This window comes from Streptomyces sp. GbtcB6 (assembly GCF_019091475.1).
In the GTDB taxonomy this organism is placed as follows: domain Bacteria; phylum Actinomycetota; class Actinomycetes; order Streptomycetales; family Streptomycetaceae; genus Streptomyces; species Streptomyces hyaluromycini.
In genome coordinates this window covers 371,121-384,275 of the sequence record NZ_JAGXJL010000004.1, presented here as the reverse complement: position 1 = coordinate 384,275, position 13,155 = coordinate 371,121, and the positions used below count along the sequence as shown (strand labels likewise).

The 13,155-nt window shown below is 68.7% G+C and carries 17 protein-coding genes; 8 read left to right on the top strand and 9 right to left on the bottom strand.

Annotated elements, in window-relative coordinates:
• Nucleotides 1-58: 58 nt before the first annotated feature.
• The 3 genes from KVT45_RS09700 to KVT45_RS09690 all read right to left on the bottom strand — a co-directional run bounded on the left by KVT45_RS09700 (nucleotide 59) and on the right by KVT45_RS09690 (nucleotide 1,057).
• Entirely contained in the window at nucleotides 59-277 is a 219-nt protein-coding gene (locus tag KVT45_RS09700; RefSeq protein ID WP_217546082.1) for an FxLD family lanthipeptide, read from the bottom strand.
• Nucleotides 278-473: 196 nt separating this feature from the next.
• Nucleotides 474-653: a hypothetical protein gene (locus KVT45_RS09695; RefSeq protein ID WP_145968885.1), complete on the bottom strand. Its 180-nt coding sequence runs from the start codon at nucleotides 651-653 to the stop codon at nucleotides 474-476.
• Complete coding sequence (locus KVT45_RS09690) at nucleotides 650-1,057, bottom strand: hypothetical protein (protein WP_254646498.1); 408 nt, start codon at nucleotides 1,055-1,057, stop codon at nucleotides 650-652. Before KVT45_RS09690 ends, KVT45_RS09695 begins: the two co-directional genes overlap by 4 nt.
• Before the next feature lie 211 nt (nucleotides 1,058-1,268).
• Between KVT45_RS09690 and KVT45_RS09685 the strand changes: the two genes are divergently transcribed.
• Nucleotides 1,269-1,829, top strand: coding sequence for an ATP-binding protein (locus tag KVT45_RS09685; protein ID WP_217546081.1), 561 nt, complete (start codon nucleotides 1,269-1,271; stop codon nucleotides 1,827-1,829).
• Here the strand turns inward: KVT45_RS09685 and KVT45_RS09680 are convergent.
• A complete protein-coding gene (locus KVT45_RS09680; RefSeq protein WP_217546080.1) occupies nucleotides 1,710-2,414 on the bottom strand; it encodes a 2'-5' RNA ligase family protein in 705 nt (234 codons plus the stop codon). The genes KVT45_RS09685 and KVT45_RS09680 overlap by 120 nt on opposite strands.
• 55 nt (nucleotides 2,415-2,469) lie before the next feature.
• A complete protein-coding gene (locus tag KVT45_RS09675; RefSeq protein WP_217546079.1) occupies nucleotides 2,470-3,810 on the bottom strand; it encodes a hypothetical protein in 1,341 nt (446 codons plus the stop codon).
• Nucleotides 3,811-4,034: 224 nt separating this feature from the next.
• On the opposite strand from KVT45_RS09675, the gene KVT45_RS09670 reads away from it, so the two are divergent.
• The 3 genes from KVT45_RS09670 to KVT45_RS09660 all read left to right on the top strand — a co-directional run bounded on the left by KVT45_RS09670 (nucleotide 4,035) and on the right by KVT45_RS09660 (nucleotide 6,199).
• Nucleotides 4,035-4,916, top strand: a complete 882-nt coding sequence (locus KVT45_RS09670; RefSeq protein ID WP_217546078.1) for a helix-turn-helix transcriptional regulator — start codon at nucleotides 4,035-4,037, stop codon at nucleotides 4,914-4,916.
• On the top strand, nucleotides 4,913-5,164 hold the full coding sequence (locus tag KVT45_RS09665) for a DUF397 domain-containing protein (RefSeq protein WP_308310689.1): 252 nt from the start codon (nucleotides 4,913-4,915) through the stop codon (nucleotides 5,162-5,164). The genes KVT45_RS09670 and KVT45_RS09665 overlap by 4 nt, the downstream gene beginning before the upstream one ends.
• 138 nt (nucleotides 5,165-5,302) lie before the next feature.
• Nucleotides 5,303-6,199, top strand: coding sequence for a hypothetical protein (locus KVT45_RS09660; RefSeq protein WP_217546077.1), 897 nt, complete (start codon nucleotides 5,303-5,305; stop codon nucleotides 6,197-6,199).
• Between the two features lie 21 nt (nucleotides 6,200-6,220).
• Here the strand turns inward: KVT45_RS09660 and KVT45_RS09655 are convergent, their stop codons facing one another.
• Nucleotides 6,221-6,526 carry a hypothetical protein gene (locus KVT45_RS09655; RefSeq protein ID WP_217546076.1) on the bottom strand — a complete coding sequence of 102 codons (306 nt, stop codon included), beginning with the start codon at nucleotides 6,524-6,526 and terminating at the stop codon, nucleotides 6,221-6,223.
• Nucleotides 6,527-6,919: 393 nt separating this feature from the next.
• Nucleotides 6,920-7,345 (bottom strand): hypothetical protein, encoded by a 426-nt coding sequence (locus tag KVT45_RS09650; RefSeq protein WP_217546075.1) that lies wholly within the window; start codon nucleotides 7,343-7,345, stop codon nucleotides 6,920-6,922.
• Between the two features lie 217 nt (nucleotides 7,346-7,562).
• Between KVT45_RS09650 and KVT45_RS09645 the strand changes: the two genes are divergently transcribed.
• Entirely contained in the window at nucleotides 7,563-7,811 is a 249-nt protein-coding gene (locus KVT45_RS09645) for a hypothetical protein (protein ID WP_217546074.1), read from the top strand.
• Nucleotides 7,812-7,837: 26 nt separating this feature from the next.
• On the opposite strand, the gene KVT45_RS57635 is transcribed toward KVT45_RS09645, so the two are convergent.
• Entirely contained in the window at nucleotides 7,838-7,966 is a 129-nt protein-coding gene (locus KVT45_RS57635; RefSeq protein ID WP_302832485.1) for a hypothetical protein, read from the bottom strand.
• A 297-nt stretch (nucleotides 7,967-8,263) separates the two neighbouring features.
• Here KVT45_RS57635 and KVT45_RS09640 point away from each other — a divergent pair, with 297 nt between their 5' ends.
• The 3 genes from KVT45_RS09640 (at nucleotide 8,264) to KVT45_RS09630 (ending at nucleotide 11,170) form a co-directional block, all read left to right on the top strand.
• Nucleotides 8,264-8,542 (top strand): hypothetical protein, encoded by a 279-nt coding sequence (locus KVT45_RS09640; protein WP_217546073.1) that lies wholly within the window; start codon nucleotides 8,264-8,266, stop codon nucleotides 8,540-8,542.
• 580 nt (nucleotides 8,543-9,122) lie between these two features.
• A complete protein-coding gene (locus KVT45_RS09635; RefSeq protein WP_217546072.1) occupies nucleotides 9,123-10,544 on the top strand; it encodes an ATP-binding protein in 1,422 nt (473 codons plus the stop codon).
• 116 nt (nucleotides 10,545-10,660) lie between these two features.
• Nucleotides 10,661-11,170 carry a DinB family protein gene (locus KVT45_RS09630; protein WP_217546071.1) on the top strand — a complete coding sequence of 170 codons (510 nt, stop codon included), beginning with the start codon at nucleotides 10,661-10,663 and terminating at the stop codon, nucleotides 11,168-11,170.
• A gap of 19 nt (nucleotides 11,171-11,189) precedes the next feature.
• Here the strand turns inward: KVT45_RS09630 and KVT45_RS09625 are convergent, their stop codons facing one another.
• Nucleotides 11,190-13,016 (bottom strand): copper resistance CopC/CopD family protein, encoded by a 1,827-nt coding sequence (locus KVT45_RS09625; protein WP_217546202.1) that lies wholly within the window; start codon nucleotides 13,014-13,016, stop codon nucleotides 11,190-11,192.
• Nucleotides 13,017-13,155: the final 139 nt, after the last annotated feature.

Below are 13,155 nucleotides of genomic sequence, written 5' to 3'. Positions count from 1 at the left end.
CTGTGACCGGGGCGGGGCCGGGAGCGAAAGTGCTCCCGGCCCCGCGTACGAGCCGCTGTCAGACGGCGCTCGCGCAGGACGAGGCGCAGGACGGCTTGCAGCCGTCACCGGTGTCGCACGCCCTGGGAAGCAGGTCGGAGTCGACCTCCGTGATGATGGTGAGGTCGACGTCGAAGGGGTCGGCGGGTACGTCGAGGGCGCCTGCCACGACGGACGCCTCGGCGCCGGCGGTTACCGGCGGCGGCGCGCTGATCGGGCTGAGTGTGGTTGCGGTCATCGCACTTCCTCTCGTGTCGGAAAGGTTCGAACGGTTCGTCGTACTGCTGGCCGGCCAATGTGCGGCTCGCCGCGCCGCACACCGGCCGGGTTCCTGCATTCGCACCTTGCGGTGCGGCCCCTCTCCGGCTGATCGGATTCCGTGGGGGACGGGGATTCGGAGCATCCGGAGAGGGAGTCGAGGACGCGGGCCGTAGCTACCGGATCTGGCCTGCGTAGAGCGTGGTCAACGCTGTGCCGGTCACCAGGACGGGCAGGAACAGCACTTGGAAGGCGCCAAAGCCGAACCGGCCGACATACTTCGCCGGGTGCCGCAGCACCAATCCGAGCTGGCTGAGCAGTTGCCGCAGAGGCCGTAGCCGCATGCTGGTCATCACGCCGCCGTCCTGCGTAAGAGCGTCGGGACGGCGGCGTCGACGACCGCCCACGGCGTCGTGATCAACGCCCCTGTCCGGGCCTGCCAGGCCGCGAGGTTCGTCCTGTCCTCCTCCAGATGCCCCAGCATCACGAGCAGGGGGGTGACGATCCCGGCCGCCCTCCCCTGCTCGACCGCAGCCAAAGCGTTGTGCCAGCCCGCGCACAGGGCGCGGCTCTCGAACGGTGCCGCTCGGTCGACGTACGTCTCGACCGCCTCCCAGCCGGCATCGGCGGCGTACTGCCGTGTGCTGGCCACGCTGTGGTCGGCGATCTCACCGAGCGACGCGGGCAGGCAGGCATACAGCACCAGGCGCGCGCCCGGGGACACCTCGTGCGGTGCGGTCTGCCTGGCGCTGCCGCTCATTCCGATTTACCTCCAGCCGGTCGGGGCGAGACGCCAAGGGCCAGCGCCTCGAAGAAGAGCCTCGCTGGGGGCGGCAGACGGCGGTACGCCGTCAGGACGCCGTTCGTCCGCCGTCCGGCGGCGCGCGAAGAGGCGGAGCTGCGGCGTACCGTCGCGGCTCACGGATGGCGAGGCTGATCGGTCCAGTGCCCAACCGGAAACGAGAGCGGCGATGGACGCGGTAGACGAAGAACGCCTCTGCAGGCAGACACCGGTAAGGCGTCATTGGGTGAAGCTGGCCGACTGCGCCGAGCCTTCGGGGCTCGCGCGGCGACACGTGCACGAGTCCCTCAAGGGACGTGCCTCACCGGAGCGCGTCGACGACGCCGTTCTGGTCGCCTCGGAATTGGTGGGCAACGCGGTCAGACACACCGCCGGCGGACCGGACTGCATGTGCGTGGAGGTCTACCGGGACGTAGCGGTACTGCGAGTCCACGACGCGGGACGGGATGTCTCCAAGGTCCGGGCACGATCAGCGCAGGCGTCGCTGGGTGAGCTGACGGGAAGTGGTCTCGGACTGCTGCTCGTCGGGGCGCTGGCCTCCGAATGGTCGGTCCGGCCGACCGCGATCGGCAAGGAAGTCGTCGTGGTCTTCCCTCTGGATGCCCGTGGGCTACCCGAGCGGGACGCTCTTCCGTACATCCCAGCAGTACGTCCGCCCCTCGCGGCGGAGCTCCACCAACTGAACGGCGGACACGGAGAGCTCGACAGCGGGGAGAGCGCGAAGTGCTGAGACCGCCTCCACGACGGGGGCAGCGGGACGCCGCCGGTTGTTGTAGGCGAGGCTCAAGTGCGGTCGAAAAGCGGACGTCGGCTTCTTCGGCGCGAGACCAGCACTGCTTCCGGCCTCGGCCAGTGCGTGGTGCAGCCGAAGCAGGGGTTCCCACGGGCCGAGGGACAGGCGGACGGCACCGCGGGAGCCGGCCAGCGGCATGGCGCGTACGGAGAAAGCGGAGGGCAGCAGCGCCTCCGCGTCCCGCGCCAGGCTGTCCAGCTGATCGGGGGCGACAGCGCCCGGCCTGCCCACGCGGGCAAGGGTGATGTGCAGCCCGTCCGTCGGCACCGGGTCGAGGCCGAGGGGGGCCAGCTCCTCCTGGCAGCGTCCGACGAGGGTCGCGAGCCGCTGCTCGTCCGGGAAGGTCAGCATCCAGTAGAACGCCCGGCTGCCGTCCGACCAACCCGGGCGTGCCCAGTGATCGGTCATCTCGTCGAGCGCGCTGAACGCCGCCCAGTCGTGGGCCGCGGTGACCGCCGGATCCCGCGTGTCGGCGGGAGGCTCGGCGGGGAACGCGGCGGGATCGGCGCTGAGCAGGGGCACCCGTCGAACTCCTTCGGCTTCACACCGCCCCGGCGTACGACGACACCGACGGCGCCTACGACGCGGATGACGCCATGGCCATGACGGCTGGCTGCGAGCTCCAGGCCCGGAACTCCTCGCCATAATCGCGTACCGCCGGGTGATCACGCCACGGCCCGGCCTGCTCGCGCAGGTCACGGGAGCGTTGGTAGACGGAGCTGATCGGGGTGTCTCCGCACAGCCGTAGGGCCTCACCCCCGAGCTCCATCGCGTGATCGATGTCGGGAGTGCGCTGCTGCAGCAGCGCGGTGGCGACGTCAAGGCGTACGAGCGAACGGCTCCAGGAGGATGTGGAGTGCTCCACGAGGTCATCGATGTGCTCGGCGTCGCGCAGTACCTGGGCCGTGTTGCGCAGGGCAACGTGTGACGTGACGGCGTTGGCCAGCGTCCGGGCCCGCCCGTACGGCTCGAAGGAGATGCAGGAGGTCAGCCCGACGGGTACCTCGTGGAGGTCGGAGAGGCGGATTGCCTGTCCGATGGCCTGCTCGACGGCACGCCGGTCGCCGGTCTTGCCAAGGGCTCGGGCCCGGCCGTTGGCGAGCAGGCGGATGGACTGGGCGTGGCGTGGCGCGCGCTCGACGGCCGCGGCGGCGCAAGCGTCGGCCTCGTCGTACCGGCCGGCGTAGTAAAGGCCGAAGGAGAGGGTCCCACGCGCCCAGAGCTCTGTGTCCAGGTCGCCGATCTCCCGGCTGAGATCCCGGGCTTCGGTGCAGTACGCCTCCGAGAGCACGAAGTCGCCCGTGTTCACCGCCATGTAGCCGAGCAGGCCGGAGGCGCGAGCGGCGAGGCGGAAGAGCTCGCGGCGTGTGCCTGGTGGCTGGCGACCGTCGAGGAGGGTGTGGGCGAGCTGCCGCACCTGGCGAGCCTGGGGGCGCAGCGCGTACGGCCCGTCCTGCTCGTACCGGCCGACAATGCCCTCCAGGGAGGAATCCAGGAACGCGAGCGTCGCGGCGTCGGCGTTGCTGGCCGTGAGCTGCCGGGTCCGGGCGACGATGTCCAGGGGGTTCTCGTCGTCCTCTCGTGGCGGAAGGGGACTCGGCGCCTGCTCGCGTGTGCGCGGCTCCTCGGAGCGGCTGGACTCGGAGTCCCCGTCGTACACCGCGGAGAAGAGCTCGGACACCGGTCTGCCCAGCATGTGCTCCAGCACCCGGCAGGCGTCAGGACGGGGCAGAGTCAGTAGCTCCCCGCCGTACCAGCGGTCGAACTGGCGTGGAGAGACCTGGAGGGACGCCAGGCGAGGGTCTCGGTCGAGCTCCGCCAGCCGCACGGCGGCCCGCTCGTACTGGGCCGCGAAAGCCTCGTGCGTCGTCAGGTGCCGCTGCTGGAGCAGCTGCCGAAGCAGCGTTGTCCGTGGCATGGCCCACCCTCCTGGTACGGCGTGCGGGACCGACATGGAGGCGCGCGCCGGTGACGGGGTCTTGGCGAGGCATCGCCCATCGGTCTGCTGCGGCGCGCACCCGAACGAACGCGCGTCGCGACTCATGACAGCATGCCGATGCAACTACCAACTAGGCAATATGTCTTGAGAAGTTGACCCGTACGGGCTTGTCGAGGCGGCGCCGGTACGGAGAGACTTCCGGCATGGCCTTGAAGAGAAGCCTGGTCCCGCAGTCGGTCTACCGGCGACAGCTCGCGGCACGGCTGAAGGAACTGCGTGACGCGACCGGGCTCACCCTCACCGAGGTCGCCGACCAGCTGGAGGTCAACCAGGGGTCACTGAGCCGGATCGAGAACGGCGAACGCGGTACGACGCCGGTCCTCGTCCGCGCTCTGCTGGACCTGTACGGCGTCGAGGACGAAGGCCGGCGCGCCGACGTGCTCGACCTCGTGCGAGCGGACAAGGAGCAGCAGAAGCCCTGGTGGCGGAAGTACTCGACGGTACTCACCCCGACCCGTTACGACGGGTACCTCGCACTGGAGGCCGGCGCGACGCACCTCGCCAGCTACCAGCCAATGCTCGTGCCAGGGCTGCTCCAGACCGAGGACTACGCGCGTGCCGTGATCTCCCAGATGAGGAAGGACCTGTCCCCGCCGCAGGTCGAGTCCCTGGTCAGGGTCCGCATGGAGCGGCAGAACAGCCGCCTGGGTGGCGAGGCCCCTGCCAGGCTCTGGGCGATCCTCGACGAAGCCGTGCTGCGCAGGAGGGTCGGCTCTGTAGAAGTGATGCGCGACCAGCTGCGGAAGCTGGTAGAGGCCAGCGAGCGGTCGAACGTCACCGTGCAGCTGCTGCCGTTCTCGCTCGGAGCGCATCCCGGGCTGTACGGCCCGTTCGTCATCCTGACCTTCCCGCACCCGACGCCGGACCTGGTGTGGCTGGAGAACCCCAAGAACTCCGTGTATCTGGAGTCCCCTGAGGACGTAGACAACTACACGGACATCTTCGACCAGTTGAGGGAAAGCGCCCTCGACCCGTCGGAGACCCGCACCCGCATCGCACGCATCAGCAAGGAGCTCGAAGAGTGAGCACGCCCAGCATGGCCGCCCCGCACGACGTCACGACAGCCCAGTACGACGTCGACCTCGCGCACGCGCGGTGGCGGAAGAGCTCGTACAGCGGGGGTGCGAACGACTGCGTGGAAGTCGCGGAACTGGGCGAACACGCCGCAGTGCGCGACTCCAAGGACATGAGCCGTGGGCCGTTGCTCTTCTCAACGGCGGCCATGCGCGCGCTGGTCAGCGGGGTCACTAACGGGTCAATCATCGACCGTTGATACCGAAAAGCGAGCTGGCGCGGGAGGAGGGAGCGGTGACAGCCGTCGTGGTGGGCGCGGGTGTCCCGGTCTCAGGACGGGCGTGGCCCTGTCGGAAAACCTTGGCGACGGCGTCCCGGGCGCCCCTATAGTCCGGGAATGATCGAAATACCGACCTTCGCGGCTTGGATGGAGGAGAACCGGGCCCAAGGCTTTCCCAACAAGGCAACTGCGTGGGCGGTCTACAACGACCGGATGCATGAGGGCATGCAGGCCCTCTTCGAACATCCAGAGGTCGCAGCGAATCGATACGAGGCTGCCGTAGCCGAGACCGCGGCGACCGCCTTCCTCGAATCTATCTTCGGCGCCGCCTGGGTGAAGGAGAAGTTTCCCCTCGCCGACAACCGAGAGGAGCTCGGCCCTTGGGTGCAGCAGGCCCGGCAGCGCCAGGAACTCGCTAGGAGAGTGTTCGAGTTTCAGGGCGAACTGTGGTTCGCTGACTTCCTCTCTTACACCAAGACGAACGATGTCGTGTCGGCGATCTTCGAAGCAGACGTCCTCCAGACCCTCATGCGCATGCCAGCCGGCATCGCCAGGGTGACGGAGTCGGGAGTCAAGGGCCAGGACTTCGACATCCTCCTCAACTTGGCGAACATCGGTGACGTTCCCGTCGAGGTGAAGTACAAGCAGGACGACACGCCCTTCTCGCAGGCCACGGTCCGAAATACGGTCAAGGGTGCGGTCAAGCAACTGCCTCGGGGCAAAATCGGGTGGCTGTTCATCCACGTCCCGACGGGCTGGGTGCGCCCCGGCCGCGCGGACGAATATCACGAGGCGCTCTACGAGGCACTGAGGCAGACGTCGCGAATCGGTGTCGTCTTCACCGCCATCGACAAGCCCTTCCACGATGAAGAGGCGGGAAAAATCCGTCACCGGAGATTCTGGGACCTTTACAAGGACGATGGTGCGCCGCAGGAATTGTGGGGCTCTGCCCTCCTGCTGCGGGATCTCTTGCACAAGCGCTGGGACTTCTTCGCTCCGCGTGCGCCGTTCTGATGTGCGCGGCCCGCGTCGTCTCTACTGCGCCCAGTCCCAGACGGTGGCACGAGGCTGGGCGCCGATCTCGGACATGAACGAGTCGGTGCCGTCCGGCGGAACTGGGTTCTGCTTGGAGGCCAGCTCGGGCGCGCACACCTGCCAGTACAGGGTCCGGGTCCCGTATGGGGCGATGCCCGCGTCCTGAGTGAGCATCTTCACTGGGCCGTCCACGTCGTCGGGGTACTCACCGTCGGCGTGCTTGGGCGTGTACAAGGTCTGGAATTTCTGGGTGACGGAGATGACTGCGGTGTCGGAGCGGTTCTCGTAGACGGTCATGACGTTCACGCACTTGTTCGTCGCGTCGCCGTCGTGCCATTCGGTCAGGGCGACTGATCCCTGGGGACTACGGGCCGGGGCTGGCGCAGGAGCCGAGGAGACGGCCGGTGTGGGGGTGGCCGAAGTGCGTCTAGCTACAGGCGTGGATGTCGGTGTGGGGGTGGGGGTGGGCGCGATGGTCTGGGTGACCGTGACCGTGGGGGCTGCCGCAGCAGGCTGCGGGGCTCGGCCGCTACAGCCGGCGGCGAGAAGTGCTGCCGCGCAGGCGGCTATGACAGGAAAGAACCGGCGGGTCATGTCTACCTTTCACGTTCAGCAAGGTGACTGCGGCAGGCGCTGCTCGGCCGGTTTCTGTGGGGGACGAAAGCGGGGGTCGCCACCTGACATTCGGTACGACGCGGATCATAGCGACGGGTACGGCTGCTCGACGCCGCAGACGGTAGTCTCCGGGGCCTCCGTCTTGAGCTGGGATTTGCTCCCGGCTTCTCCGAGCCCGGCTGTGTCGTCGGCTCTGGCGTCTCCCGCGGCACAGGGGAAGATCAGCGCGTGATTGATTTCCTCAAGGAACACCAGGCGTTCATAGTCTGGCTCCTCCCCATCGTTTTCACCTTCGCAGGCGTCTGGCTCGGCGCCAAAGTGCAAGCCGGCGGGGGCGTCGCGCAGGCCAAGGCCGCGAAGGAAGCAGCGGAAACGGCTGCGACAGCTACCCTCCAGGCAGTCCGGGAACAGGCCGACCACGCCGCAGCGGATCAGCGCAGCGACGAACCTAATCCGCACCGACAGGGCGTTCGGCCGAGTTCTGCACACGATGTTCCGGGAACCCGACACGGGAGCCTCCACGCCCGCCTACGACGAACTTATCCATGCCTGGGGGGTGCTCCAGCTTGTCGCTCCAGTCTCCCTCGCCACTGCGTCCACCCGCGTTCTGAATGCGGCGCAGAACCTCCAACGCCTCGCTCGCCAACGAGGTGAGGCGTACTGGCTCTACATGCGTTTGACCGGTGTCAGCGTCTGGAGGCCCGAGTATGAGGATGCCCGCAGGGCCGTGGAGGCCCTGGATGCCTTCCGCGCCGCGCATGCAGCCGATGCCGCGAACATGATGGAGATGCATGATGCGGCGTCTGCGGCTCTCGACCAGCTCCCGGCCCTGGACGCGGAGCAAGCGTCGGCCCTGCTCAGCGACTGCATGGAGCCTGAGATAGGCCCCCGGCTCGACCAGTACTGGAGGGAGCATGAGGAGGCCATGAAGGAATTCGTCAGCTGCGCGCGCGCCGCCCTGAGTGTCAACGACTAATTGGCAGTACGTGCTGGACGGCCGCTTCAGCGCTGGATGTCGGCCACGAGGATGTTGATGCGGTTCTCGTTCAGCGCTGCGGCTATCTCCTCTGCTCCGACCAGCGAGCAGCCAGCCCCGCCGAGCACGGAATAAGCCAGCAGGATCGGTGACATGGTCCATGCTGGTGCATTCGACGGTCCCGGCAGTGGCGATCTTGAGGTCAACCCTGAACTCCACCCGGCTTCAAGCGATCTTTACACCCCTCTCATGAACCTGGCACCCTCGCGCCGAGGTGCAGGCATGCTACTGATCGCCCTGATCGGCGGAGTCACATCGGCCGCCACTCTGGGCACCCGTGTCGAGCTCGAACACGTACGCCGTCGAGGCTCACCGCTGCCAAAGCACAGAACCGGGATCACGCGCCACAGGCGGCATTCCCTACCTGCGCCAGCGTGCGGATACTGGCGGCCATGACTTCGTCTCCGCAGGAAGAGATCAAGAACGCTGCACAAGCCATCTCGGACATGCATGTCGCAACGGTTCCCAGCGAGCATGCCCGTGCCGCCGGCCACGCTGCGGCCAACCTCTGCTCGGGCGCCGGACACCGACTCTTGTACGCGCCGACGGAGCTACAGCAGCTGATCACAGAGGCCATCGAGATCGGTTACGCGACGGCCCTGCAAGACGTACGCGACGGCGACTTCGACGGAGCCATCCGGGAATGGCGGCCCGGCCTGTCCGAGGAGTAAACCGCTGTATGGAGGCCAGAACGAGAACCCCTCCGTGGTTGCAGTTCTGGTTGCATTCACCGGCGTACGGCACCGTTCGGAAGCTCCGCCCGCACCCTCTAAACCGCAGGTCAGGACGTTCCCGTACACCCCCGAACCCCCGGACGAACATTTGGAAAGCGTGTTGGGGGCAACCCCTCACGAGTTCGAATCTCGTATCCTCCGCCAGTGCCTCACCGGGCACGATGTCGAAGGGCCCCGCTGTTCGCAGCGGGGCCCTTCGACGTTGTCCGTCTCGGCCGGCCTTCGAGCCGACACGCACCCAGATGCCGAACGACATCCGGGATCTCTCGGACCAGGAGAACGGCCGCAGCGGTGTGACGAGCGCCTCAGGGGCCCGCCGGGCTGTGAGGCAGCCCGGCCCGTTTGCCTGCCGAGGTGGCGCGCGCACTGTGCGGACCCGGCCGCCTCATGCCCGACCGCCCCACTTCGAAGCCCGGCGCCACCCGCATCAACAGCGTCATGAGCGTCACGCCCGAGTCAAGATGGTAGCGACAGAGATAGTATCTCCAGCGATACCATCCCTGGCGGGAGGCTTGCTGTGCGTCGATTCATCGGGCGGGACCATGAGCTGAACGTGCTCGGCGACGCCTTGCAGGCTGTCCGCGACGCCGTCGGGTCGGCGAAACCGGGGCAGTGCATCCTCATGCGGGGAAGGCGGCGCGTCGGCAAATCCAGCCTCGTCGAGGAATTTCTCCGGCGCACCGGGACGCCGAACCTTTTCTTCACCGCGGCGGGCGGCACGGCGGAGGCCGAACTGACGGAACTGCTCGACGCCGTCGGCAGATCCACTCTGCCGGAGCGGGAACTGTTCTCGGAGGAGACTCCGGAACAGTGGAATGCCGCGTTCAGGCTCCTTGCGGAGATCCTGCCCGCCGACAGCCCGAGCGTGGTCGTCATTGACGAGGTTCCGTATCTCATGGACCGCATCGACGCCTTCGAGGGCATGCTCCAGCGGGCATGGGACCGGCTGCTCTGCCGCAAGCCCGTACTGCTCCTCCTGGTCGGATCCGACCTGTCGATGATGGAGGCGCTTAACAGCTACGACCGCCCCTTCCATCAGCGGGGCCGGGAAATGGTCGTGGGGCCGCTGAACCCTGCCGACATCGGCGAGATGCTCGGGCTCGAGCCGGCAGCCGCCTTCGATGCCGCACTGGTCACGGGCGGTCTGCCGCTCATCTGTGCCGAGTGGCGGCCGGGAGCGGTTGTCTGGGAGTTCCTCCGCGACTCGTTGAACAACCCGATCTCGGCACTGCTGGTCTCGGCAGAGCGCTCACTGGCCGCCGAGTTTCCACCGCAGGCGATGAGCAGGGAGGTCCTGCGGGCCGTCGGAAGCGGGGAGCGGACCTTCACCAACATCGCACGCGCCGCCGGCGGCATCGCCCACACCACTCTCACCAGAGCCACCGAGGTTCTGACCGAGAAACGAGTCGTGGCGGCCGAACTGCCGCTGTCACTGCGGCCCTCGAAGGAACGCCGCTACCGAGTGGCCGACCCGTACCTGCGGTTCTGGCTCGCGTTTCTGGATCCGCACATGGCGGAGATCGAGCGGATGCGAGGAGATCTCACTCTGAGCCGGATCAAGGAGCAGTGGACGAGCTGGCGGGGCCGCGCGATCGAGCCCCTCGTCCGGGAATCCCTCGCCCGTCTCCTCCCGGACGGGCTCCTGCCCACCGCCCCGGCGATCGGCGGGTACTGGACCCGCAGCAACGACGTCGAAATCGACCTGGTGGGCGCCGACCGTCAACCGGTGGCCAAACAGCTGCTCTTCCTCGGCTCGGTCAAGTGGCTGGAGAATTCCGCGTTCGACAGCCACGACCTTGCCTCGCTCCAGAAGCATCGGGCGGCGGTCACCGACGAGCCGGTACCGCTCGTAGCGGTCTCGCGCAACGGGATCAGTTGTTCCGGGCTCGACGCGGCGTACGGACCTGAGGAACTGCTCAGCGCCTGGCGAAGGATGTGAGGAACGGCTGAGAGCAGGCAGCGCACGGCTCGCTCCGCACCGAGGTGCCCGCCATTGGATACTGCTGCTGCGCCGGGGTGCCGGAGCGGACGAGCGAGCGACGAGGAGCACGGCCAGTGAGCAGCGACGACCGCATAGGACCGCCCAGTTTCGGCAGTGAACGGGACATGCTGCGGGCTTTCCTCGACTACCACCGGGCGACCCTCGCGATGAAGTGCGAGGGGCTCACCGACGAGGAGTTGCGGCAACGGTCGATGCCGCCGTCCACGTTGTCGCTGCTGGGCCTGGTGCGGCACATGGCGGAGGTGGAACGCGCCTGGTTCCGCCGGGTGTTCGAGGACAAGGACGCGCCCATGGTGTGGTCCGACGAGATCGACTTCCAGGCTGCGTACGACGCGAGCGGGTCGACCAGGCAGGAGGCGTTCACCGCCTGGGAGGCCGAGGTGGCGGTCTCGCGCCGGATCGAGCGCGCGGCCGGCTCCCTGGACCAGGCCGGATACCAGCCGAGGTGGGAGGAGGAGGTGTCGCTGCGGATGGTGATGCTGCACGTCCTCCTGGAGTACGGCCGCCACAACGGGCACGCCGACTTCCTGCGCGAGGGCGTCGACGGGACCGTGGGCGCCTGAGCGGCCGAGGTGGGCCCCGCTAGGCGGCGATCCGGATCTTCTTCGTCACCGTCACCTGGTCCAGGTCGGACACCCGTACCGTCATCGAGATCGTCCACTCGCCCGCGATGGGGATGTTGACGGAGTCGGCGGCCCAATAGCCTCCGCGGTCGGTCACGTTGGCGGGGAGGGGGCCGATCTTCTGGGCGGCGAGGGTGAAGGAGAGGCGGAGTTCGGGGACGGTGGAGATGCCGCCGTCGGGGCCGAAGACGACCGCCTGTACGGAGTTCGCGCCGACCCGGCCCGGGTCCAGGGTGATCTGTACCTTGCCGTGCCCGTTCGGGGTGCCGACGTCGAAGGGGACCATGGCGACGGCGGCCGCGGGGATGCCGGTCGAGTCCGACGCCGTTCCCGACCCGGCCGACCCGGCAGCCTCGGCCGCGGCCCGGCCGGGCAGGGTGCCGCCGAGGATCGTGGTGATGCCCAGGACGGCGACGCCGATGGCCACTTCGGCGAGGACCGAACGGCGCAGGGCTGCCTGGTGGCGGCCGGCGGGGGTGGCGGGCGGTTCCTCCGGGGACGCTGGATCCTCCTCGGTCGGTGCATCCACCGGGGCCGGCAGGTCCGGCGGGGCGCCGACCGTCAGTGGGACGCGGTCGCGGGCCGTCGCGGCCGGGACCGTCGCCAGTTTCGCCGTCCAGCGGCGGGACTGCGAGGCCGCCGCCAGCAGCAGGGTCACCGCGGCGAGTTTGACGAGGAGGAGCCTGCCGTACGACGTGTCCGTGAGGGCCTGCCAGGAGCCGAGGCCGCGCCAGGACTGGTAGACGCCGGTGACGACGAGGACCGTCACCGAGGCGAAGGCCACGCGGGAGAAGCGGGTGACGACGACGGCGGGGAGGGGCGTGGTGGTGCGGTGGAGGGTGATGAGGAGGGCCGTGAGGCCGCCCAGCCAGAGCGCCATCGACAACAGGTGCAGGACCGACGACGTCATCGCCAGCGGGACCTGGATGCCGGCCGAGGCGTGTTCCGCCGCCGCCCAGGTCAGGGCCAGGGCGATGGAGAGGGTGGCGGCCGTGGCGAACAGGGGGCGTGACGGGCGGGTCAGACGGGTCGGGCTCACGCGCTTGCGGAGGAAGAGGTAGAGGGCTGCGGTGAGCACCAGCAGGGCCGCCCTCGCCAGCAGGGCCAGACCGGGGCGGCCCGTCGCCGACCTGCCGAGGGCGGAGAGGTCGAAGGCCGTCGCCGGGGAGGTGCCCTCCTCGTACGGAGAGCGGAGGACGAAGAGGAAGAGGGTCGCGGCGAGGAGCGCCCACCACGCCGTGCGGACCGGGGTGCGGAGGGGGGCGGGATCCGGCGGGCGGCAGACGGCCAGGAAGGCGGCGGCGCCTATGAGCAGCGCCACGGCTATGTACGCGACATAGCGGCCGATGTTGTAGAGGCTGCCGGTGACCGGGTTCTCGACGGGGCCGGTGGAGACGGGCGTCGTGGACGCCGACGGCTTGCCCACGGAGAAGGTGAGGGCGCCGGAGACGGGGTGGCTGTCCGCCGAGACGATCCGCCACGCCACGGTGTACGTGCCGGTGCCCAGCTTCTTCGGGAAGGTGACCCGGGCGGTGTCCGAGCCTGCCGGGCCGTGCTCGGCGTCGCTGGTGTCCACCCGGTGGTTGGTGGGGTCGTACACCCGGAAGGAGTCGTCGAGCAGGCCGACGGACTCGGTGAAGGTGAGGGTGACGGATCCGGGCGCGGACTTGAGCACGGCGCCGTCGGCGGGGTCGCTGCCGCGCAGGGCCGCGTGCGCGGAGGCGGGGCCGGCCGACGCCAGGAGGAGAGCGGCGAGGAGGGTGCCGAGGAGTGCGAGGGCGCGCAGGACCCTGTTCCTTCGGTTGCCGGTCGGCGTCGCTCCCCGCTTGTCGTGTCCTTCGCTCACGTCATCCGCTCCGGGTTCGGCAACACGCGTTCCTGGGTCATACGGCTGAGAAGCCTGTAGTGCTCATTTTGTCTGCGGG